Genomic DNA, 22,065 nt, shown 5'->3' with positions numbered 1-22,065 from the left:
AAGGAACGACCCATGAAACGTATCATGATCTGTACGCTAATCGGCGTGACAGGCATCGCCCTGAGTGCCTGCAATGACAGTAGTGACAGCAATAACAACAACCCACCTGAGGTAAACCAACCGCCTGAATTTATCCAGGGTGACATACTGCACACCCAATATGACGGCGTGACTGACGATCTTCTAACAGCCGGCCTCGGAGCTACGGGCCTTGACAGTGCCACAGCACCTGCGTTTTCTGATCCGCTTAACCCCTCTCCGGCTGAACTGCGTCAGCTTGCGATTTACAATAACTACCGGGCGCTTGTGGATACATCCCCAGGCGGTGGTTATGGCGAGTTTTTTGGCCCCGGTGTCGGCAATCAAACAGAAGGCCTGATTCCGGGCCATGAATACCTGGCGTTTATGACCGTTAACGGCAGTAGTGTGCCTGTTACGGTTATGGCTCAGGTTCCTGACAGCTTTGATGTTCAAAACCCATGCATGATCACCGCTCCTTCGTCCGGCTCCCGGGGAATTTATGGGGCGATTGGTACAGCCGGCGAGTGGGGTCTGAAAAAGGGCTGTGCCGTGGTCTATACCGATAAAGGTAGTGGCACCGGCGCCCATAACTTGGAAACCAATACCGCGCAGCGTATCGACGGTACGCTCTCGTCTACTGATGAATCTGTTCAGTTTCGCGCGGATCTCACGGCCAGCCAGCGGAATGATTTCAATGCAGATTGGCCGGATCGATTTGCCTGGAAGCATGCTCACTCGAAAACCAACCCGGAAGCCGACTGGGGGCGCCATGTTCTTCAGTCTGTTGAGTTTGGGTTCTGGGTGCTTAACAAACAGTTTGGCAGTGATGACAACACCCGTGTTATTACGCCGGAAAACACTTTGGTTATAGCCTCCAGTGTTTCCAACGGCGGTGGTTCATCGGTTCGCGCGGCGGAGCAGGATACAAAAGGGTTGATTGACGGCGTGGCGGTATCAGAGCCCAACGTGAACCCGGCTGTAAGTACCAATTTCACCATTGTGCAGGGTAGCGATACGCCCATTGTTGAGCACAGTCGTAGCCTGCTGGAATACACCACAGCACTTGCGGTGTACCAGGGTTGCGCCAATCAGGCGCCGGCTATTCGTGATATTGCACCATTGAACGCTGCGTATAACCCGCAAGCTATTGGCGAGAATATCTGCACCTCATTGGCGCTTAAGGGGCTGGTTACAGGCTCCCATACACTTTGCCTCCAACGTAGCTCAGAGCATTTCCATGACCTATGCCAACGCCTATGGCCGCGCGGGTGTGGAGGATCGTGTGTGCGGGCTTAGCCTGGCTGCGACGGATGGTACTGGGGCAGTAACTCCGCTTACCCCGGTTCAGGAAGCCGCAGCATTTGCAGTCAGCAACGGTATTCCGCCCACTGCAAAGGTTAATATTGTTTACGATGACGCCGTGGTTCCGTCGACTCTACTGACTGTCAGCAAATCCCCCAGCAGCGGCCTTACGGATTATGGTCTTGATGCATTGTTGTGCTTGCACGGTCTGGCCTTGGGTCGTGATGCGATCACTGGCGATGCGCTGACGGGAGCTGAAGCAGAGCTAGCCGAAGCCATCGCTGATGGTATTGAAGAGATCAGGGCTACCGGGGATCTTCGCGGCAAGCCGGCTGTATTTGTGACGGGGCGGTCGGATGCTATTTTGCCTATCAACCACACTTCCCGGCCCTATTTTGGGCTTAACCGGCAAGTGGAGGGAGTTGGCAGCGAACTCCGTTACTACGAAGTGCTCAACGCCCATCACCTGGACGTTCTGAACGGATTCCCAGCGATTGGCGCCAGCTATGTGCCGCTGCATCACTACGATTTCCAGGCTCTGGATCTGGTTTGGGATCGCTTGACCAACGACACGCCGTTGCCGCCAAGCCAGGTTGTTCGGGCCACGCCGCGAGGCGATGCAACACCGCTGGCCCAGAGCAACCTTCCGCAGATTGCATCACAGCCGCCAGAGGCAGACCTTATCCGGCTGATTGGTAGTGAGTTAATCATACCTGATTGACGGCGTTCGGGCCGTCCCCCGTCCCCTCCCATTTGCTCACCTTGCGGAGGGGGCCATATACTTCTGACAGAACATCCGGCATCGCCGGATGTCAGGGCTTTCACGATGAATGAAACTGACTCTGGCGGTAAGCACTACATGGCACAGTTGTTTGGTGAGAAGAATAAGAAAGGGCTTACCCGGGAGCTAATCGAAGCACTCTTTCCCATGTTTGAGGAGGCCAGCGCAGGGGCGATTGCCGTTGATCGCGAGTCCCGCATTACCTGGATAAACGTGAGCTATTCCGAGTTGTTGGGCTTGAAAGATCCGGCAGATGTGATTGGCCGCCAGGTGCGCCAGGTTATTCCCGAAACCCGCATGCCTGAAGTTGTGGAAACCGGCAAACCGCTGTTGCTGGATATTATGGAGTATCAACAGCAACAACTAGTGGTTACCCGGCTGCCATACTATGACAATGCCGGCGAGATTGAGGGCGCTGTGGCGTTTGTGCTTTACGACGACCTGCAACCACTTACCCCCCTGGTCAGTAAATACCGGCGCCTGCATCAGGACCTGGCCGCGGCTCGCAAGGCTCTGGCAAAAAAATCCCGGGGTACGCGTTATAGCCTTGGAGATTTTGTTGGCGCCAGCCCCGGAGCCCTCGAAGTCAAGCGCCGCGCGCGGCTTGCCGCCGGACGTGAAATGGCTGTACTGGTACTGGGTGAAACAGGTACTGGCAAAGAGGTGCTGGCCCAAGCGATTCATTCTGTATCCAGCCGCTCCGAGAAGCCGTTTGTGGGCGTGAACGTGGCAGCGATTCCCGACAATCTGCTGGAAGCCGAATTCTTTGGTGTGGCACCGGGTGCCTATACCGGTGCCGATCGCAAACTGCGAGAAGGGAAGTTTCAGCTGGCTAACGGAGGCACGCTGTTTCTGGACGAAGTGGGCGACATGCCATTGCCGCTTCAGGCCAAACTTTTGCGCGTTCTGCAGGAAGGCGAAGTTGAGCCTCTGGGCTCGAATAAGGTGACAGAGGTTGATGTCCGGGTTATCGCGGCAACCAGTCGCAATCTTGAGGCGATGATTGCCGACGGCAGTTTTCGCTCAGATCTGTATTACCGGCTTAATGTGCTGGAAATCCCCATACCACCGCTGAGGGACCGTCTTGCGGACCTGGGGTTGCTTTGCGAAACCTTGCTTTGGGAAATTAGCGAGGGGCTGGATATGCGTGCGGAAATTACCGATGCCGGCGTAGCGGCTTTGGCCAGCTACGATTGGCCGGGCAATATCCGTGAGCTGCGTAATGTGCTTGAGCGAGCCCTGACCATGAGTGAGGAGGGCGGCGTACTGGATGCAGATGCCATGTTCAAAGTGTTGCCCCGCAGCAGCGCGGGCCCAGCTTCCCGAATCACACCGCGCCCTATTCGGCCCTTGGCCAGCATATTGGCTGAGGCAGAAGCCCAAGCGGTTGAAGAGGCTTTGGTTGCGAGCCGGGGTAACCGCACTCAGGCGGCCAAGTTACTGGGTATCTCCCGCTCGGTACTTTACGAGAAGCTGGCAAAAATGTCCTGATTTCCGGACAGGTGTCTTGGTATCAGTACAAGCACGTACGACCAGAGTTCAATGCTGTCCTGATTTCCGGACGATCATATTCGGCGCAGTTTTAAGTTTGTTTTTATGCGTTTGATATTTAAGGGAAAAAAATTATTGGCATGGGCTCTGCTTTATCCCAAGTGCAGGACGTCAGAACAATTCAGAAATAAAGGCTGGCGCCAAAAGTAAGACCCCTGATATACCATTGCCAACTTTCTTCTGATTTTTCTGGCGTGATTTCTGCCTGGGCTTACTGAGCCAAAGAGGTCCGGACCAAAGTGGTCCGGACCGACTACAACAACAAGAAGGATCATCTTCATGTCTATCAAACATAAGCTATCGGGTTTGACACTGGGTATCATTGCTGCTGCGTTTATGACTGGCGCCTTGGTCAGCAGCAATGCTCTAGCTGCAGAAAAAGTTCGCTGGCAGGTGCCTCTGGCTTTCCCTTCACACCTTATAGGGCTCACAACGCCTGTAAAACACCTGACCGAAAATCTCAAAGCCATATCCGGTGGTGATATTCAGCTGCGTTACTATGAGCCGAACGAACTGGTTCCACCGTTTGAAATCATGGATGCCGTAGGTGGTGGTAAATACCCCGCAGGCTACACCTGGGTTGGTTACGATCAGGGCACCATTCCCGCCTTGCCGTTGTATTCCGGTGCCCCTTTCAACATGGAACCGCCTGCTTATCTGGCCTGGTATTACGAGGGCGATGGCCGTGCGTTGCTGGAAGAAATCTATGCCAAACGCAACATCCACCCCATGCTGTGCAGCATCATTGGCCCTGAAGGCGCAGGCTGGTTCGCTAATCCAATCAAGGGCGTGGAAGATTTTGACGGCCTGAAAATCCGCTTTGCCGGTATTGGTGGCAAGGTTCTGGAGAAGCTCGGCGCTTCCGTAACCATGGTTCCAGGCGGCGAAATCTATCAGGCGCTAGAGCGCAAAACGATTGATGCAACTGAGTTTTCTCAGCCCGCCATCGACAAGATGCTGGGCCTGGACCAAATTATCAAAAACTACATCATGCCCGGTTGGCACCAAACTCTGACCACCTCCCACCTGTTGGTGAACAAAGATGTTTGGGAGAAGCTGGAGCCGCAGAGCCGCGCGCTTATCGAAATGGGTTGCGAGTCTGCCACGCTTAAAGGGTTTGCACAGAGTGAGTGGGCCCAGCCAACAGCACTGCGCGAGTACGAGAAAGAAGGCGTAAACGCCCAGACTCTGCCAGAGCCGGTACTGCGTGAGCTGCAAAAGGTCACGAATGAGGTGTTGGATGAAATTGCTGCCAAAGATGAAATGTTCAATCGCGTACTGACCAGTCAGCGTGAATTTATGGAGCATCACTCTATATGGCACTCCAATGGCTATCTGCCACGGGATTTCTACAAGTACGACTGATCAACGGATGATGTTCATTGCGGGTAACGGTTGAACGCTGCCCGCTTCCTTCCCTGCATCCGGAAAATCCGAGGTTTTTGTGACCGATACTAATGTCTCAGGGGATAAGCATGCCCCGACATTCGATACTGATTCGCTGCCAGTCAATGCTTTATCCCGGCATCTAGATCGATTGGTTGTTGCTGTTGGCCGTCTGGCGTCCTGGTTATGGATTGCTGTGCTGATCGTTATCTTGATCAACGTGTTTTCCCGCTATGCGCTATCTCAAGGCTCTATTGCCCTTGAGGAGTTGTCCTGGCACCTCTTCGGAACTGCAACCATGCTCACCCTGGGCTATGCGGTTGTGCGGGACGACCACGTTCGTGTTGATGTGCTGAAAGAGAAGTTCAGCCCCAAAGCCCAGGCCATTATCGAGCTTTTGGGGATTGTGCTGCTGGCGCTGCCCATCATTGCGCTGATGATCAGTGCTCTGGTGCCCTACGCCTGGACAGCATGGATTTACACAGAGCATTCCCAGGCACCTAGCGGATTGCCTTACCGGTTTATATTCAAAAGTATGCTGCCTCTGGGGCTGGTGTTCGTGATGATTGCGCTGCTGTCACGCGCCACGCGTTGCACCACCTACCTATTCCGTTTTCCCAGGGCTGTTGAGCCTCCTTACGATGATCGGCGCTCTGCCGGCCATCCTAATCCCTGAACCACGAGGCTAATGTCATGGGAATAGAAGCAATTCTTGTTATCGCCATGTTCGCCAGCTTTATGGTGCTCTTGCTCTCGGGGTTCCCGGTTGCCTGGTCACTGGCGGGTATTGGTCTTATATTCGGTATTGTCGGCCACGTTATGGTCGAGTATCTCGATTCTCCTCTTTGGTTTACCTGGCAGGGAACCATTGGCGTTCTGGACGCCAGAATCTATGGCATCGTTGCCAATGAGCTGATGGTCGCGCTACCCATGTTTATTTTCATGGGCATCATGCTGGACCGATCTGGTATTACTGAAAAGCTAATGCACAGCCTGGTTAAAGTGCTTGGCGGTCTGCGCGGTGGCTATGCCATTACGGTGGTGCTGGTTGGTGTACTGCTTGCCGCCTCAACCGGTATTGTGGGCGCCTCAGTGGTATTGCTGGGCATGTTGTCCCTTGGCCCCATGATGCAGGCCAACTACAACAAATCACTGGCTGTGGGCACGGCGTGCTCGGTGGGAACGCTCGGCATTCTGGTGCCGCCAAGCATTATGCTGGTTCTGATGGCGGATCGCCTTGGTACCTCGGATGCGTCAGTAGGAAAGCTGTTCATGGGCGCGCTGATTCCAGGCGTCATGCTCGCCATGCTTTACATTCTCTACATCATCATTGCCTCTTACATCAAAAAGGATTTGGCACCGGCGCCTACCAACCGGCAGCGCCTTGATGCCCGCGCCTGGTTTGGTGTGTTCTGGGCAATCTTGCCGCCCATGGCACTGATCATTTCTGTGCTCGGCTCCATCTTTTTTGGCATAGCGACAACCACGGAAGCCTCTGCAGTGGGTGCGGGCGGCGCCTTGCTTATGGCTTTTGTCAGCAAGCGTCTGGATATGGCAACCCTGAAAGAATCCCTTTATCAGACCAGCCGCACCTCGGCATTCATTTTTGGCATTTTTATCGGTGCCACAGTGTTTGCCTCGGTGCTGCGAGGGCTGGGTGGCGACGAAGTGATAGAAGGCGCCATCACCGGCCTGCCTTTTGGCACTACAGGTGTGTTGTTGACCGTTCTGTTTATCACCTTTTTGCTCGGGTTTTTCCTGGACTGGGTGGAGATTACCCTGATCGTTTTACCTTTAGTGGCCCCCGTACTGTTCAAAATGGGTGTGGAGCCAGTGTGGTTTGCCATCATGTTTGCCATGTGTTTGCAGACCTCCTTCCTGACACCCCCCGTTGGCTTCTCGCTGTTCTATATCAAAGGCGTATGCCCGCCGGGTGTTACTACCCGGGACATATATCTGGGCGTGTTGCCTTTCATTATGCTGCAGCTTCTGGCTTTGGCATTGGTGTTCTGGTTTCAGCCTCTGGCGACCTGGCTTCCAAATGAAGTGTACGGCGGTTCCTGATACGCCGTTTTTCCGCAGGCTTTCACTTACAAAAACTGAATACTAACTGGGAGACAAACACCATGCGTCTCGAAAACGATATCGCTCTTATTACTGGCGCAGCGCGAGGCATTGGGCGGGCAATCGCCGAACATTACGGCCGTGAAGGTGCTCGTGTCGCTGTGGCAGACCTCACGCTGGAAAGTGCACAAGACACCGTTGACGCCATAGAAAAAGCCGGCGGCACCGCAATGGCATTGGCCATGGATGTAACTAATGAGGCCGCCGTCGAAGAGGGCGTAGCCGCCATTGTAAAGGCCTGGGGTGGTCTGGATATTGCGGTAGCGAATGCCGGTATCCAGCACATAGATCCGGTACACAATCTGGCGTATGCGGATTGGCGGCGGGTGATGAACGTGCATCTGGATGGCGCGTTTCTGGTCACACGTGCGGCTCTGAAGCAAATGTACGCCAATGGTGGAGGCACTATGCTGTACATGGGATCAGTGCACTCGCTCGAGGCCTCGCCCCTGAAAGCTCCTTACGTGGCAGCAAAACACGGTATGCTTGGATTATGTCGCGCCGTTGCCAAAGAGGGTGCAGAGCACGGAGTTCGCAGCAACATTATCTGCCCTGGCTTTGTAAGAACGCCACTGGTGGATAAGCAAATACCGGAGCAGGCGAAAGAGCTGGGTATTTCCGAAGAGGAAGTCATCAGTAAGGTGATGCTAAAAAACACAGTAGATGGCAAATTCACCACCCAGGAAGATGTTTCCGAAATGGCGGTGCACTTGGCGGCCTTCCCTTCAGCCGCTCTTACAGGCCAATCTTTTGTTGTCAGCCACGGCTGGCACATGCAGTAAGTAACAGGAGCAACGGATGAGCGTTATTGAACAGTCCCCAGTAGTCTGGACTCCATCGGCAGGCGAATTGGCCAATAGCCAAATGGGTCGCTTCAAAACCTGGCTGGAAGAGCAGGGCTATGGCCCCTTTGCTGATTACCACGCGCTGCACCAATGGTCTGTTGATGACCTTGAAACCTTCTGGGCCAGTGTTTGGGACTATTGCGGGCTTGTTAGCGCAACGCCAGCGCTCAAAGTTCTGGGCAAGCGGGATATGCCGGGTGCCGAGTGGTTCCCGGGCATGAAGCTGAACTTTGCGGCCAACCTGCTGCGCCATGCAGAAGGCGAGCATGCCAATGAAGAGGCCGTGGTGGCCTACTGTGAAACACGCCCCGTTCTGCGCCGCAGCTATGGCGAACTGAAAGCCGATGTGGGTGCTTTGGAAGCCTTCCTGCGCAGCAAAGGCATACAAAAAGGCGACCGGGTTGCCGGCGTTGTCACCAACGGATACGAAGCACTCGCTGGCATGCTGGCAGCCACCAGTCTTGGTGCTATCTGGAGCTCTGCTTCGCCTGATTTTGGCGTGGGCGCGATTCTTGACCGGTTTGGCCAGATTGAGCCTTCTGCACTGATTGTTGTGAACGGTTATGGCTACGGCGGTAAAGTGCTGGCCCGCCAGAACGAATTTGCAGAGCTGATCGCCGGCCTGCCCACTCTGAAGTGCGTAGTGAGTGTGCAGCAACTACCAGACGCTGAGCCGATTACAGGTGAACGGGTAACCACCTGGGGCGACGCCATTGCATTTGGTGCGGGCGAAGCGCCTTCATATACACCCGTCGACCCCGGCCACCCGGTATACATTCTGTATTCCTCCGGCACCACCGGCAAACCCAAGTGCATCGTACACGGCACCGCCGGCCTACTGGTCAATCACGCCAAAGAACTCATGCTGCACGGCGACGTAGGCCCGAATGACCGCTTTCTCTACTTCACCACCTGTGGCTGGATGATGTGGAACTGGCAGGCCTCCGCGCTGCTAACTGGCGCATCTGTTATCACGGTAGACGGCTCACCGGGCTACCCTAGCCTCAGCTTCCTTTGGGACACCGTAGCCGAAGAGCGCGTGACCCACTTCGGCACCAGCGCAAGATTCATTGCAGGCTGTCGCAAAGCTGAAATGGCACCGGCCGAAACCCTGGATCTGAGCAAACTGAGAGTCGTGTTCTCAACCGGCTCGCCCCTGCTCCCGGAAGACTACGACTGGGTCTACAACCAAGGTGCACCTAAAGCCCTGCTAGGCTCTATTGCTGGCGGCACCGACATCTGCGGTTGCTTCGTAGGCTCTACACCACTGTTGCCTGTGCGCCGTGGCGAAATCCAATGCCGCTTCCTCGGCGTCGACGCCGTAGCCTACGGCGATGACGGCAAGCCCGTAGACCAAGGGCGCGGCGAACTCGTCTGCCGCCAGCCCATGCCCTCCATGCCCGTCGCATTCTGGGACGACGCCAACGGCGAACGTTATCGCGAAGCCTACTTCGACACCTTCCCCGGCGTATGGGCTCACGGTGATTTCATAGAATTCACCGAACACGGCGGTGCCATTATCTACGGCCGCTCAGATGCCACCCTCAACCCCGGCGGCGTAAGAATCGGCACCGCCGAAATCTACCGCCAGGTAGAAACCGAAGCGGCTATAAAAGACAGCCTGGTAGTCGGCCGCCAGATCGACGGCGACGTAGAAGTGGTGCTGTTTGTAGTGCCTGCCGAAGGTCAGGAGCTCAGCGCCGATCTACTGAAACAGCTAAAAGCCCGAATCCGCACAGGCGCCAGCCCCCGCCACGTGCCCAAACACATAGTTCAAGTGCCAGACATCCCCTACACACGCAGCGGCAAAAAAGTAGAACTGGCCGTCGCCCGCCTGATCAACGGCTCTACCAAAGCCGACAACCGCGATGCCCTGGGCAACCCGGAAGCGCTGGACCAGATTCGCGAACGGCTTGCAGAAGAAAACCTGTTGCCCAAAGACTAAGGCGACTGTTAAATCAAAAGCGCGCAGGAGTGGAAGCGCTGGGAGGGCTTACCCCCAGTGCGCTACTCCCAAGCCAACAAGCCAAAATGTTAGAAAGTTTCGTAAATTCCCACCAAATGATCCCCCAGATACCGAAGATCAAGGGTTTTTAGTCCGTTCTTATACTAAGATCGTAACCAAGCAGAACAAAAAAATGGTATCTTAGTAGGTCTATCAAAAGTTTTAAAAATCAGTCATAGCAATGCTCGGGCGTTCACAAGATGCTGGATCTAGCCATGACCGTCCTGAACCCACCTATTAGCCTGAGGACGAAAATGAAATCATCCAAAGCGAAGATTATCTACACACTGACCGACGAGGCGCCTGCCCTCGCAACACGGTCACTGTTGCCAATTCTGGAAACCTACGCCAAGCCGGCTGGTATCGAATTTGGAACCAGCGACATCTCCCTGGCGGCTCGCATTCTGGCGACCTTCCCGGACCACCTTGAGGAAGACCAGCGCGTTCCGGACGCACTGACAGAGCTGGGCGAATACACCAAAGACCCGGACGCCAACATCATCAAGCTGCCGAACATCTCGGCATCTATTCCGCAGTTGCGTGCGGCTATCAAAGAATTGCAGGATCAGGGCTACAAGGTTCCTGACTACAACGAAAACCCTGCAACCGACGAAGAAAAAGATGCGACCAAGCGCTATGCCAAAGTACTCGGCAGCGCTGTAAACCCGGTTTTGCGTGAAGGTAACTCAGACCGCCGAGCGCCGACTGCGGTGAAAGCATTTGCACGTAAATACCCCCACAGCATGGGAGAGTGGAGCCCGGCATCACGCACCCACGTAGCCCACATGCGCGGCGGCGATTTTTACTCTAACGAGCAGTCCGTAACTCTCGACAAGGCAACCAACGCCCGCATTGTGTTCGAGAACAAAAAAGGCGAGCAAACCGTTCTCAAATCCGACCTGCCACTGCAGGAAGGCGAAGTGCTCGACGGCATGTTCATGAGCAAAAAAGCGCTGTGCAAATTCTTCGAAGAGGTTATCGAAGACTGCGAAAAGACCGGCGTGATGTTCTCCCTGCACGTAAAAGCTACCATGATGAAAATCTCTCACCCTATCGTGTTTGGTCACGCGGTGAAGATTTACTACAAAGAGCTTTTCGACACGTACGGCGACCTGTTTGACGAAATCGGCGTAAACCCGAACAACGGCCTGTCGTCGGTGCTTGAGAAAATCAAGCAGCTACCAGAGTCGAAGCAGGAAGAAATTCAGGAAGCCCTGCACAAGACCTACGAGCACCGCCCGGAAATCGCCATGGTTGACTCCGTTAAGGGCGTTACCAACCTGCACGTACCGAGCGACGTTATTGTTGACGCATCCATGCCGGCAATGATCCGTAACTCAGGCAAAATGTGGGCGCGCGACGGCAAGTTGAAGGACACCAAGGCCGTCATGCCTGAGTCCACTTATGCCACGATTTATCAGGAAATGATCAATTTCTGCAAAACCCACGGCGCCTTTGATCCCACCACCATGGGAACAGTGCCGAACGTGGGCCTGATGGCGCAGAAGGCAGAAGAATACGGCTCCCACGACAAGACGTTTGAAATCGAAGAAGACGGTATCGTGCGCATTCTGGCCGAAGACGGCACCGTGCCGACCGAGCACAATGTTGAAGAAGGCGATATCTGGCGTGCATGTCAAACCAAAGACCTGCCGATTCGCGACTGGGTCAAGCTGGCCGTTACCCGCGCCCGCGCGACGGGCATGCCTGCCGTGTTCTGGCTCGACGACGAGCGTCCTCACGATGCCGAGCTGATCAAGAAGGTGAATACTTACCTGAAGGATCACGACACCGAGGGGCTGCATATCCGCCTTGAGTCACCTGTGCGTGCTATTCGTTGGACGATGGAGCGTTTGATTCGTGGTCTGGATACCATCTCGGTAACCGGTAACGTACTGCGTGACTACCTCACCGACCTGTTCCCGATTCTGGAGCTGGGTACCAGCGCCAAGATGCTGTCGATTGTTCCCCTGCTGAATGGTGGTGGCCTCTACGAAACCGGTGCTGGTGGATCGGCCCCCAAACACGTGCAGCAGGTTCTGCAGGAAGATCACCTGCGCTGGGATTCCCTGGGCGAATTCCTGGCCATTGCGGTATCGCTGGATGAGCTGGGCGAGAAGCACGACAACAACCGTGCACGCCTGCTGGGCCAGACCCTCGACAAAGCTACCGAGCGCCTGCTGGAAAACAACCAGTCGCCGTCACGGGTAACGGGTGAGCTGGATAACCGTGGCAGCCATTTCCACCTGGCCCGCTACTGGTCAGAAGAACTGGCATCTCAGGATAGCGACAAAGAGCTGAAAGAGTTCTTCGCCAAGATGTCTGCACAGCTTGAAGAGAACAAGGACAAGATTCTGGAAGAAATGAGCGTTATCCAGGGTCATCCTGCCGATATCGGTGGCTACTACCACCCACCCAAAGATAAGGTGGAGGCAGTTATGCAGCCGAGCGCAACCTTCAACAAGATTTTGAAGGATGCCCGTGCATCGGTTAAGTAACCCCTGACGGTATCCGGGCATCGTGCCCGGCCACCTGGAATGAAAACCCGGAAAGCCTTTAATCGGCTCTCCGGGTTTTTTTATGCCTGCTGCAGAGGCACCAGTTTCCCCCCGGTCAAGCTGGCCAGATCAGCCGGAGACAGCTCAATTTCCAGCCCGCGACGGCCTGCGCTAACGTAAACAGTGTCGAAACCTTCAGCGGAGGCATCAATAAAGGTTTTTAAACGGTTCTTCTGGCCCAGAGGGCTAACGCCTCCCAGTACATAACCCGTGCGCCGCTGCACTTCTTGCGGGTCTGCCATTGCAGCCTTTTTGCCGCCGGCAGCCTTGGCAATCAACTTCATGCTTAACATGCTGGTAACCGGCACCACGCCTACTGCCAGGGTTTTACCATCGACAGCGACCACCAGGGTTTTGAAAATACGCGCAGGATCAACCCCCAGCTTGTCGGCCGCCTCATTACCGTACCCTGCACTGGCAGGATCGTGCTCGTACTCGTGGATAGTATGAAATACGCCGGCTTTACTGGCTGCATCGATACCGGGTGTCATAAACTGGCCTCAGAAACAGTTGATTTGCCCTCTGATCAACTGCCTATAATAACAGTCAACACTAGCAAGGCGTACCTGATGAACCCAATAGCCCGTCGTGCACTGCACAGTTGCAAGGTTCCCAAGGATTTATCGACCGTTACCCAGCGCGATACCACCGGTGAAAACCCGGAAGCCGTAGGCATAGACACCCGCACCGTTGACAACATCTGGAAAAGCGTCGAAGCCTTGTATCGCACCGGAGTTCACCCCGGAATCCAGATATCCGTGCGCCACAGGGGAGAGCAAATACTGCATCGGGCCATTGGCCATGCCAGTGGAAACGGCCCCCATGAGCCTGCCGGCACGCCGAAAATAGCCATGACCACCGACACCCCTATTTGTTATTTCTCGGCATCCAAGGCGGTCACTGCTCTACTGATGCACATGTTGGTTGAGCAAGGCCTGGTAAATCTGATGGACCCTGTGTCCTATTATTGCCCGGAGTTTGCACAAAATGGCAAACGTACCATCACGGTGCATCAGATCCTGTCCCACAGGGGCGGCATTCCGTCCATTCCGAAAGACACGCCCATCGAGGTACTGTGGGATCAAGCGGAAATCTGGCGCCTGCTGTGCGAGTCCAGGGCCGTGGCGGTAGACGGCGCCAAGGTGGCCTACCATGCGATAACCGGCGGCTATGTTCTGCAAAGGGTGCTTGAAAAAGTCACTGGCGACACCATCGAAAACTACCTCGACAAGCATATCCGCCAGCCCATGGGCATGAAGTGGTTTACCTACGGGATCGAGGCAGAGAACCTGCATGAGTTGGCTACGAATTACGCGACCGGGCCAACGCCCCGTTTCCCGGTGTCGTGGATTGTAAACCGCGCCCTTGGCGGCGACATCTCAACCGTGGAGCAGGTAACCAACAACCCCCTGTTTCAGGAAGCGGTGATCCCCGCCGGTAATCTCTGCGGCACTGCTGAAGAGATGGGCCGGTTCTTCCAGATGATGCTCAATGGCGGTGCCTGGAACGGCAAGCGCATCTGTAATGAGATTACCGTTCGCCGGGCCATTCAGCAGTTCGGCTCCTTGCAGATTGATCGCACCATGATGATGCCTATGCGCTTCAGTGCCGGCATGATGCTGGGCGGCAACCCCGTTGGCTTGTGGGGGCAAAGAAGCCGGTATGCATTCGGCCATGTCGGGTTGATCAATAAGTTGTGTTGGGCCGATGCGGCGCGGGATATCTCCGTCAGCCTTCTCAACACCGGGTTCCCGATTGTGGGGCATCACATTCCGGCGCTGGGTAAGTTTGTATACACCATTGCCCGCCAGTTCCCGCTGCGCCCGGAAAGCGAGCGCCCTGTGGTCGCCTTTTGAGGCGGTCATTCAAAGGGTTCTGAGCTGATCTTCAAGAATACCGAGTACGGACGAAAGTATGTCCCGGAAGTCTGTCAGCGTTTGAGTGCGCTGAATGACGTCCTCGCGGCTTTCGTCCAGCCTTTCCAGTTTTGGTACAACACGGCGAATACCTTCAGTGATCACCTCATAGGGGTAGTGGTGATCCTGAATGCTGAGTTTGTTTATCTCGGACACTTCCTGGCTGAAAATACTGATGATGTCGTACAGCATGTCCTTGTGCGCGATGTTTGAAGCTTCCCAGTAGGCGTCGTCTAGCAGTTCAAGCAAAGACAGGTATTCCCTGAGGGTGTCGGCAACGGATGTCGGGCTCATACACAATCCTGTTCACTGTGAAATTGATAATGGGAACTATAGCAGCGGATTTGCCGGGATTCTCTGAGTGTGGGGCTGTTGTCTGAATTATTGCGTAGAAGTGAAACTCTGTTCATTTTGTTGCACTTTGTTAGACAGTTGTGCAGACTACAGTTTGATGAAGGAACCACGGCAACTCAATGGATGAGATACGCAATGGATAAGCCAAGAAATCCCTACGAAGAATTCCCCCCCTCGCCCCGGCAGGTTCGGCTCGACCACCACGACAGTGTGCGTACTCACGTGCATCAACAAGTCTGCACCGAAGTGGAACGCCTGGAGCGCCGAATCGAAATTTTGCGACTGGCCAAAGCGCCCCATGTGGCGGTCATGATTTCAGCTTACGAGCGCATGATCGACCGCAAAAAGGGCTTTTTGCAGAATTGGGAGATGGGTGAGCGTCGGTATTATTGACGCCAAAAAGCGCCTTTCGCAGTCCAGCTTATAGCAGCCTCACTGTCTACCTGATTACCGCAGTATGCAGGGTTCTTGATGGTTGCATCAGGATCCTCACTGGCTGGGTCTTTGATTTTTGCCGGCTGCTCATTGGAGTGGAAAACTCTCAAGACTGAGCCTACGTAATCCAGTTCAACCCTCAGGCAGTCGGGGCTAGTATCGCTCAGAGTTATTCCGTGGCGACTCAGATCCAGCACCGGCTTATCGGCGCTCTTGATAAAAAGCGTATCGATTTTATCCCGAATGAATTCTTGCCGGAGTTCTATGCTCCCATAATTGCGGCTGAGATAGTCGGCGGTCGCGAACTCAGGGATATTGTATCCGCTTGTCACGAAGCTGTTGGCGTCAAAGCGGCTCCCAGCGAGCAGGCTTATCAGTTCGGGCTGGGCTTCCGCCTCTTCAGTTGCCACACTTCGACTGACATACTGGACCGTTCGATACACCTTTTCATCCAGATCGCTGTCTTCTGGCCCTTTCGGCAGGTACCGCCAATCCAGCGTTGGGTAAACCCACAGTTTGTCATTTAACGACGCGTCGTTAAGCACTGCATTCTGATCTGTAAACCGGATTAGGGCACCGTTCGCGCGGTTGCTGTAGTTGCCGGCCTGTCCAGCCGCAATACGCTGGCTGATGTAACGCCGGCCTTCCCGAAAGTTGTCTATCTCGTTGAATGCAATTACTTGATTGATCAGATCCAGAGGGTTGCGTACTTTTTCATAATTTTTCCCGTCCGGCGTGCGGGTCGCTCGTATAAATTTGTCGATATGGGCACGAATTTCGTTCGCTGTTTCACGATCCTCGTCGGTTGCGTTATTGCCAGTGGGCTCAAGGCCTTGATAAAAATCCCAAAACCGGGTGTGCTCAAGGTTGTCGGGCGCTCTGTCGGTATTTTCCAGGTCAAAAGTTAAAAAGGTCGGGCTCACATTCGTGGCAGGATTAAACGCTACTGGCCCGGTATCCGCCATCTTGCACCCGCTGATGCCAAAGAGTGCAATTGAGATAGCGGTGAAAAAGCAGGAGTGTCTCATTTCAGAAGGCCCTGAGGTGCGAAGTCAGCCATAAACGGCTAAAGTAAATACCCGCGGGGCGGTCTGCCCCGATCCGACTGCTGACAATAAACCATAAAACAGGCTCATGCCCGCGCGGAGATCACATTTTGCAGCAACGGTGTAAACCGGCTTCAGGCAACGCAGTGCAGTGGCTGCTTGTTGTGATATGCCTTGTCACAGTTATGGTGCCGGGCTTGGTGAGTGCTCAAGAACAATGCCGTAACGGCCAGCTTGTTCTGGACAGGGGCACGGAAAGTGTCCGCGATTTTGGCGGTTGTATCCTGTATTTGGAGGATGCAGGCCAGCTCTACCTTTTGTCAGACATCCTCGCCATGGAACCAGAACGGTTTACCCGGCATGAAAACGGTGTGCTGAACTTTGGCTATACCGAATCAGCTTACTGGATTCGCTTTGACGTGCATGCTGATACCAGGCGGAACAGTAAAGAATGGATTCTCGAGCTGGCCCTTCCGCTAGTAGATGAAGTTGTACTGTATATGGTGCGCGACGGAGAGCTCATCGATCAGCGCAAGGCCGGCTATCATGATAACTGGGCAGAGCGTGATCTGGCGGTGCCCAACCCCACGTTCCGGCTGGATCTGGAGCCCGGTAGTGTTTCATCTGTGTACCTGCGCATTATCAATACCAATACCTTCCGCCTACCCATCAGCCTCTGGAGCCCCGACAGCTACATTGAAAAGGTGTCGGTAGACGAAATTATCCGTGGAGCGCTGCTGGGTAGTTTGCTTGCCATTCTGGCTTATAACCTGTTTGTTGCGGTGTCCGTTCGTGAGCGCAGCAACATCTACTATGTGCTTTATCTGGTGTCTGCCGGGGTGTTTATCGCCACCGAGCAGGTTCACGGAATTCAGCTCCTGGACAACCGCCCCGCGTTGTTCAACAAGGAGTACCTGCACCTTCAGATTACGACGACCTGGTTCTGGGGCCTGTTGATGGCCCGGGCACTACTCGAAACCCGCACCCGATCTTTGGATCTCGACCGGGTTTTGATCATGTGCCTGTATTCTGTGCTTCTAACTTTTGTGCTGTCGCTGTTCGTTCCCTATCACATTGCCATGGAATGGATTGTTATAGGGTCGATGCTGCTCTGTCTCATTTTGATCGTGGTCAGCTATTTGTCCTGGCGCTATTACAACCCTGCGGCCCGTTCCTACTTTTTCGCCTGGACGCTCGCCCTGGTGGGCTTTGGTGTATACGCCCTGACGGTAATGGGTTACTTGCCGCTTAATGCTTTCACCGGTTACGCGCCCCAGATAGGGCTCACCGCGCAGATAATCCTGTTTTCTTTTGCCCTGGCAGATCGAATAAAACAGGTTCAGGGCCAGGCACTGAACTGGAGCCGGCGGGCGCTATCCAACTTGCAGCGATACCAGTCACTGTTTGATAACGCCATTGAAGGTGTTTTTCAGATGTCGATAAATCGCCGGTTTGTAACGGCTAACCCGGCTATGGCGAGCCTGATGGGCTTCAGTAGCAGCCGGGAGCTACTGGAAACTAACCCCGATGTATTGGACGCATGTATTGCCGATGACAGACTGCGTGAGCTGGTGGTTGAACAACTGCAAGCGCGGGGCACGGTAAAAGGCGTGGAAGCCCGCTATCTGACCCGGTCAGGAGACGAGCGCTGGGCCATAATCTCGCTACACACCGCATACAATGCCGAAGGCGATCCTACCCATCTGGAAGGCACGTGTGTTGATTCCACAGAAAGTCATCGGCGCCAACGTATTGAACGTGAGCGGGAGCAGGAGCGGCTCGAGAAAGAGCTGGCCCGTAACTCAGCGGAGGCTAAAAGCCAGTTCCTTGCCAATATGAGCCACGAGATCCGCACGCCGCTGGCGGCCATTATTGGCTACGGCGAAACGCTTATGGACCCGGATCTTGATGAGCAGGAAAAACGCAGCAGCGCGGAGACCGTCGTTCGCAGCGGTCGCCACCTGCTGGAACTGGTGAACGACATTCTTGACCACTCTAAAATCGACGCCAACAAACTGGATGTTGATGTGATCTCGGTAAACCTGCCCGAGCTTCTGGATGAAATCCGCGCATTTTTTGCGCCCCGGGCTCGGGAAAAAGGGCTGGATTTCAACGTAGTTTGTGAATTCCCGCTGCCTGAGCAAATTCAGACCGACCCCACACGTTTGCGCCAGATTATTATTAATTTGTGTGGAAATGCGCTTAAGTTTACTGAAAAAGGATCGATCTCCCTGGCGATCCGATGCGAGCGCCAAGCGGAGGTTCTGGTTGCCCGCATTGTGGATACCGGGATTGGTATGAAGCCAGAACAGATAGGCCGGTTGTTCGACCCCTTTGCCCAAGGCAGCGCTGCGATCTCACGGCAGTATGGCGGCACGGGCCTTGGCCTGAGCATTTCACGCAGGCTGGCGGAAATGCTTGGTGGCAGTATCCGTGTCAGCAGCACATATGGAGAAGGCAGTGAGTTCGAGCTATCCATATGCACCGGTTCTCTTGAGCAGGCTCATTTCCTGCGGGATGCCTCTGAGCTGAGTCAGCTCCGCCGTAGCATCCCGATGACTCTGGCACCGCGTCTGTCCGGGCGTATACTCTGTGCGGAAGATAACGATGTGAATCGGCGTCTGGTGTCTTTGCTGGTGGGCCGTACGGGTGCTGAAATAGTGCACGTTGGCAACGGTGCGGAAGCTCTGGAAATGGCCATTCGGGAGCCGTTTGATCTGATTTTGATGGACATTCAGATGCCGGTGATGAATGGCCGCGATGCTACCGTGGCGTTGCGGGAGGCGGGGGTGAATACGCCGGTAATTGCGTTAACCGCTAATGTCATGACCGAGGATATTGCCGATTACCGGTTGGCGGGCTGCAATGAGCATCTGGCCAAACCCATCGACAAGCAGCGTTTTTACGAGATTTTGGCGCGTTACCTTGAGGTTGAAACAGGTAGTTCCGCAGTGCCCCTGCAGAAACATTGCGGCAAAGTACTGGTAGCTGAAGATAATGCCGGGAATCGGCAGTTGGTAGAGCGAATGCTGACCCGCCTGGGCCTTGAAGTGGTGTCTGTCGCGTCAGGTGACGAAGCCGTGCGCAAGGCACTTTCAGATACAGTGCAACTGGTGCTTATGGACAGGCACATGCCAGAAATGGATGGAGTTGAGGCAACCCAACTGCTTAGGCAGGCAGGTTTTCGGCGCCCGATTATTGCGTTCACTGCGGGCGATCAGCAAGAAACCGATGCACTGCGTGAGGCAGGCTGCGACGGAGTGCTGGAGAAGCCGATTGACGAACATCGATTGCAAGCACTGCTGGGGCGCTTTCTGGATTCCGGCCCCGCTGAAATAGAGGCAGAAAACGAAGCTATGCGTCGCCTGGTAGCCAGATTTCTGTCGGGCCTGGTCACGCGCCAGCAACGAATGAAGCAGGCAATGGCAAACCATGACCGGGAAGTGCTACAGACGGAAACGCATCAAATAAAGGGGTCTGCTGGCACCATGGGCTACCCCGAAATGACCGTTCAGGCAGGCATTGTGGAAGCACTTGTAAAGGAAGCTGATCCCGTGTGGAGCCAGGTACAAAGCGAGTTTGCCGAACTGAATAAGATGATCGAGCGTGAACTAACCCAGAATGAAACAGGATCAGATCAATGAGTGAGCGCCAGTTCCACCGTGAACAGCAGTCCATGAGCATGATGTACGGCACCTATGCCGATGTACTGTTCGTGCTTTTTCCGTTTCTTGTTATTGGCATGCAGCGTCTATGGGACGGCCGCCTCTACGAGATGCTGATGCATGCAGACCTGAGCATAGCAGCAGCCATTCTTGCCGGACTGGCCATAGGGAAGTTCGTTTTGGGGCTGGTGATTAATCGGGATCTTGGCCGTTTCAAGGAGCGTATTGTATTCTTTATCGCTCTGACACTGTTTGTAGTGCTGGGGCCAGCCATCATCCTTATACTGAGCATCATAAGTGGCGCTGAGGTGCCTGGATTCGTGGCGTTTGTGCAGCCGATTCTGCTCATTCTTGCTATATCGCTTTATTCTACGGCGGTGGGCATCAGCAATATTTTGACCCGCGACGATGGCCAGGATGTTTATGGTTCTGGCGCCGACGGGAAAGCCGTAGAGCCGGGCAACCCGGCCAGAGCTGCACATGCGCCTCTGGACCTTCCCCGGCACACAGGCACAGATTCGTGGTAACCCATGCGATACGAAAAACCCGCACAACCTGCGCCCGACGAAAAAGGAGATAACAATGGATAAGCTGACGGTACTGGTTGTGGAAGATGAGCCGGTAATGCGCGAGCGGCTGGTTGATATGCTTTATAAGGCGGGGGCGACGGATGTAACGGATTGCGAAAGCGTCGCATCGGGGCGCAAAGCGTTTGACGGTGGTAAGTTCAACATTATCCTTCTGGATCTTGGTTTACCGGATGGCGACGGCCACGAACTGATGAAAGAGTTCAAAAAAGCGCGGGATGGCCAACATATTGTTCTGGTTACAGCGGATGACTCTATCGACAGTATTCAGCGGGCAATCAGTGCTGGCGCCAATGGTTATGTGGTGAAGCCTTACTCGCAGGAAAAGATACTCGATGTGGTTAACAACTACGCGGTAGTGCATGGCCCTGATGCGGCCGTTATGCTTGGTCTGAACCGGCAGCATTGACCGGTTCAGACCTTCTATTGATGTGTTATGCCACCTGGCGCGCTATCCAGGAGTTGTGGCGCGTAGCGAGTGCGCGAACGTAGCGGGCTTCCGCAGTGCCCAGGGTGGCGAGCACACCGTTAAAGATCCACCCCCGCTCGTAAACACCAAGTACCCTCTGCTCGTCATCCAGATTCACGCGCTGATTCAGTTTTTTGCAGATAGCATCAAGCAGCGGCAGTTGTTCCGGTCGACGAATGGCCCCTGCCCGGTTATTCATGGGCTGGTTCGCGGCACGCGAAATGTGTTGTCTTCTCATGGTGATCTCCTTGTCGTTGTTCGACAGCAAAAACAAAACCCCGGAGCCGAGGGCAACCGGGGTTTGCTGGAGACGCTGACCCGGTCGCTTGAAAGGCTCCCGGGAACTGACCGAAAGCCGTTAGATAATTTCTACCATCACACGCACGCAGTGGCCTTTACGGCAGACTGCTGCGGCGTTTATCAAGAGCTGTGGAATCATTCGGATCATAGTCGGCATTTCTGGTGTATTTGATCCGGTAGTGTATCCGTTAGGCCGGCGTTTGCAATAGCTTGGGATCTGCGGCAAACCCCTACAGACGTTGGTAAGGAGCGCGTGTCTTTCGGTAGTGGAAAGTCCGTAGCCACTAACTCGTACAGATATCCGGGTTGCGTTGGGGGATAATTCGTACACTAACCAATCACCCATACTGATAGAAACCCAGAGGTTGAAACCTAAGAAAATGTCCGACGAATCCGGATCTGCCCGTAACAAGTTCCGTTTCCATTTTGTCGTAGAAATCCTTTTAATTGCCGCACTGGCTATGTATATGGTGTTGGCAAAAGAACGAGTCGTCGGTGACGATTTGGCCTTCACCGTAATCGGTGCAGGATTGATGGCGCTGGTGACATACTGGACGCTATCCACCCTGAGAGGTGGTCTCGAAGTGATCGCCCTCAGAATGAGTGCACTCAAGCACTAACGTATATCAGGTCTTGGAACCTTCGCCCGTTTTATACGGGCGTAAACCCTTCCTGGCTTTGCACTGCTACAATACCGCCCCGTGATTACCCGGTCTTTAC

The 22,065-nt window shown here is 54.5% G+C and carries 17 protein-coding genes and 1 pseudogene; 14 read left to right on the top strand and 4 right to left on the bottom strand.

Annotated features, from left to right (window positions below; all coding sequences use genetic code 11):
* The first annotated feature begins 12 nt into the window (after positions 1 to 12).
* The 8 genes and pseudogenes from RG807_RS06175 (at position 13) to RG807_RS06140 (ending at position 12,513) form a co-directional block, all read left to right on the top strand.
* Positions 13 to 2,044: pseudogene (locus RG807_RS06175) on the top strand (3-hydroxybutyrate oligomer hydrolase family protein).
* Between the two features lie 138 nt (positions 2,045 to 2,182).
* The gene (locus RG807_RS06170; RefSeq protein WP_309044230.1) at positions 2,183 to 3,595 is read left to right on the top strand and encodes a sigma-54 interaction domain-containing protein; all 1,413 of its coding nucleotides are present in this window, start codon (positions 2,183 to 2,185) and stop codon (positions 3,593 to 3,595) included.
* 339 nt (positions 3,596 to 3,934) lie between these two features.
* Positions 3,935 to 5,020, top strand: coding sequence for a TRAP transporter substrate-binding protein (locus tag RG807_RS06165; RefSeq protein ID WP_309044112.1), 1,086 nt, complete (start codon positions 3,935 to 3,937; stop codon positions 5,018 to 5,020).
* A gap of 79 nt (positions 5,021 to 5,099) precedes the next feature.
* A complete protein-coding gene (locus RG807_RS06160; protein WP_309044111.1) occupies positions 5,100 to 5,717 on the top strand; it encodes a TRAP transporter small permease subunit in 618 nt (205 codons plus the stop codon).
* Positions 5,718 to 5,734: 17 nt separating this feature from the next.
* A complete protein-coding gene (locus RG807_RS06155) occupies positions 5,735 to 7,105 on the top strand; it encodes a TRAP transporter large permease (protein WP_309044110.1) in 1,371 nt (456 codons plus the stop codon).
* Positions 7,106 to 7,167: 62 nt separating this feature from the next.
* Positions 7,168 to 7,947 (top strand): 3-hydroxybutyrate dehydrogenase, encoded by a 780-nt coding sequence (locus RG807_RS06150; protein WP_309044109.1) that lies wholly within the window; start codon positions 7,168 to 7,170, stop codon positions 7,945 to 7,947.
* A gap of 16 nt (positions 7,948 to 7,963) precedes the next feature.
* Positions 7,964 to 9,955 carry an acetoacetate--CoA ligase gene (locus tag RG807_RS06145; protein ID WP_309044108.1) on the top strand — a complete coding sequence of 664 codons (1,992 nt, stop codon included), beginning with the start codon at positions 7,964 to 7,966 and terminating at the stop codon, positions 9,953 to 9,955.
* Positions 9,956 to 10,269: 314 nt separating this feature from the next.
* A complete protein-coding gene (locus RG807_RS06140; RefSeq protein WP_309044107.1) occupies positions 10,270 to 12,513 on the top strand; it encodes an NADP-dependent isocitrate dehydrogenase in 2,244 nt (747 codons plus the stop codon).
* Between the two features lie 80 nt (positions 12,514 to 12,593).
* On the opposite strand, the gene ybaK is transcribed toward RG807_RS06140, so the two are convergent.
* Positions 12,594 to 13,064: a Cys-tRNA(Pro) deacylase gene (gene ybaK, locus RG807_RS06135; protein WP_309044106.1), complete on the bottom strand. Its 471-nt coding sequence runs from the start codon at positions 13,062 to 13,064 to the stop codon at positions 12,594 to 12,596.
* A 78-nt stretch (positions 13,065 to 13,142) separates the two neighbouring features.
* Between ybaK and RG807_RS06130 the strand changes: the two genes are divergently transcribed.
* Entirely contained in the window at positions 13,143 to 14,429 is a 1,287-nt protein-coding gene (locus tag RG807_RS06130; RefSeq protein ID WP_309044105.1) for a serine hydrolase domain-containing protein, read from the top strand.
* Between the two features lie 9 nt (positions 14,430 to 14,438).
* Here RG807_RS06130 and RG807_RS06125 read toward each other — a convergent pair whose 3' ends face one another.
* Positions 14,439 to 14,783 (bottom strand): hypothetical protein, encoded by a 345-nt coding sequence (locus tag RG807_RS06125; RefSeq protein WP_298451288.1) that lies wholly within the window; start codon positions 14,781 to 14,783, stop codon positions 14,439 to 14,441.
* 195 nt (positions 14,784 to 14,978) lie between these two features.
* Between RG807_RS06125 and RG807_RS06120 the strand changes: the two genes are divergently transcribed.
* Complete coding sequence (locus tag RG807_RS06120; RefSeq protein ID WP_298451285.1) at positions 14,979 to 15,236, top strand: hypothetical protein; 258 nt, start codon at positions 14,979 to 14,981, stop codon at positions 15,234 to 15,236.
* Here the strand turns inward: RG807_RS06120 and RG807_RS06115 are convergent.
* Complete coding sequence (locus RG807_RS06115; protein WP_309044104.1) at positions 15,230 to 16,306, bottom strand: hypothetical protein; 1,077 nt, start codon at positions 16,304 to 16,306, stop codon at positions 15,230 to 15,232. The two genes, RG807_RS06120 and RG807_RS06115, sit on opposite strands and share 7 nt — an antisense overlap.
* Before the next feature lie 203 nt (positions 16,307 to 16,509).
* On the opposite strand from RG807_RS06115, the gene RG807_RS06110 reads away from it, so the two are divergent.
* The 3 genes from RG807_RS06110 to RG807_RS06100 are packed head-to-tail and all read left to right on the top strand — an operon-like array spanning position 16,510 to position 20,985.
* A complete protein-coding gene (locus RG807_RS06110) occupies positions 16,510 to 19,968 on the top strand; it encodes a response regulator (protein ID WP_309044229.1) in 3,459 nt (1,152 codons plus the stop codon).
* Positions 19,965 to 20,516: a hypothetical protein gene (locus tag RG807_RS06105; protein WP_309044103.1), complete on the top strand. Its 552-nt coding sequence runs from the start codon at positions 19,965 to 19,967 to the stop codon at positions 20,514 to 20,516. The genes RG807_RS06110 and RG807_RS06105 overlap by 4 nt, the downstream gene beginning before the upstream one ends.
* Before the next feature lie 55 nt (positions 20,517 to 20,571).
* Positions 20,572 to 20,985: a response regulator gene (locus RG807_RS06100; RefSeq protein ID WP_309044102.1), complete on the top strand. Its 414-nt coding sequence runs from the start codon at positions 20,572 to 20,574 to the stop codon at positions 20,983 to 20,985.
* A gap of 25 nt (positions 20,986 to 21,010) precedes the next feature.
* Here the strand turns inward: RG807_RS06100 and RG807_RS06095 are convergent, their stop codons facing one another.
* The gene (locus tag RG807_RS06095) at positions 21,011 to 21,283 is read right to left on the bottom strand and encodes a hypothetical protein (RefSeq protein ID WP_309044101.1); all 273 of its coding nucleotides are present in this window, start codon (positions 21,281 to 21,283) and stop codon (positions 21,011 to 21,013) included.
* A 442-nt stretch (positions 21,284 to 21,725) separates the two neighbouring features.
* Here RG807_RS06095 and RG807_RS06090 point away from each other — a divergent pair, with 442 nt between their 5' ends.
* Positions 21,726 to 21,965 carry a hypothetical protein gene (locus RG807_RS06090; protein WP_298451271.1) on the top strand — a complete coding sequence of 80 codons (240 nt, stop codon included), beginning with the start codon at positions 21,726 to 21,728 and terminating at the stop codon, positions 21,963 to 21,965.
* Positions 21,966 to 22,065 lie beyond the last annotated feature (100 nt).

The organism is Marinobacter sediminicola, assembly GCF_031157525.1.
GTDB lineage: Bacteria > Pseudomonadota > Gammaproteobacteria > Pseudomonadales > Oleiphilaceae > Marinobacter > Marinobacter sediminicola.
This window is presented reverse-complemented; position numbering and strand designations above follow the sequence as displayed.

Excerpts from the sequence above, each read along its gene's own strand:
- RG807_RS06170 (WP_309044230.1), top strand. The coding sequence starts at position 2,183 with ATGGCACAGTTGTTTGGTGAGAAGAATAAGAAAGGGCTTACCCGGGAG.
- RG807_RS06165 (WP_309044112.1), top strand. The coding sequence starts at position 3,935 with ATGTCTATCAAACATAAGCTATCGGGTTTGACACTGGGTATCATTGCT.
- RG807_RS06155 (WP_309044110.1), top strand. The coding sequence starts at position 5,735 with ATGGGAATAGAAGCAATTCTTGTTATCGCCATGTTCGCCAGCTTTATG.
- RG807_RS06150 (WP_309044109.1), top strand. The coding sequence starts at position 7,168 with ATGCGTCTCGAAAACGATATCGCTCTTATTACTGGCGCAGCGCGAGGC.
- RG807_RS06145 (WP_309044108.1), top strand. The coding sequence starts at position 7,964 with ATGAGCGTTATTGAACAGTCCCCAGTAGTCTGGACTCCATCGGCAGGC.
- RG807_RS06140 (WP_309044107.1), top strand. The coding sequence starts at position 10,270 with ATGAAATCATCCAAAGCGAAGATTATCTACACACTGACCGACGAGGCG.
- ybaK (WP_309044106.1), bottom strand. The coding sequence starts at position 13,064 with ATGACACCCGGTATCGATGCAGCCAGTAAAGCCGGCGTATTTCATACT.
- RG807_RS06130 (WP_309044105.1), top strand. The coding sequence starts at position 13,143 with ATGAACCCAATAGCCCGTCGTGCACTGCACAGTTGCAAGGTTCCCAAG.
- RG807_RS06125 (WP_298451288.1), bottom strand. The coding sequence starts at position 14,783 with ATGAGCCCGACATCCGTTGCCGACACCCTCAGGGAATACCTGTCTTTG.
- RG807_RS06120 (WP_298451285.1), top strand. The coding sequence starts at position 14,979 with ATGGATAAGCCAAGAAATCCCTACGAAGAATTCCCCCCCTCGCCCCGG.
- RG807_RS06115 (WP_309044104.1), bottom strand. The coding sequence starts at position 16,306 with ATGAGACACTCCTGCTTTTTCACCGCTATCTCAATTGCACTCTTTGGC.
- RG807_RS06110 (WP_309044229.1), top strand. The coding sequence starts at position 16,510 with ATGGTGCCGGGCTTGGTGAGTGCTCAAGAACAATGCCGTAACGGCCAG.
- RG807_RS06105 (WP_309044103.1), top strand. The coding sequence starts at position 19,965 with ATGAGTGAGCGCCAGTTCCACCGTGAACAGCAGTCCATGAGCATGATG.
- RG807_RS06100 (WP_309044102.1), top strand. The coding sequence starts at position 20,572 with ATGGATAAGCTGACGGTACTGGTTGTGGAAGATGAGCCGGTAATGCGC.
- RG807_RS06095 (WP_309044101.1), bottom strand. The coding sequence starts at position 21,283 with ATGAGAAGACAACACATTTCGCGTGCCGCGAACCAGCCCATGAATAAC.
- RG807_RS06090 (WP_298451271.1), top strand. The coding sequence starts at position 21,726 with ATGTCCGACGAATCCGGATCTGCCCGTAACAAGTTCCGTTTCCATTTT.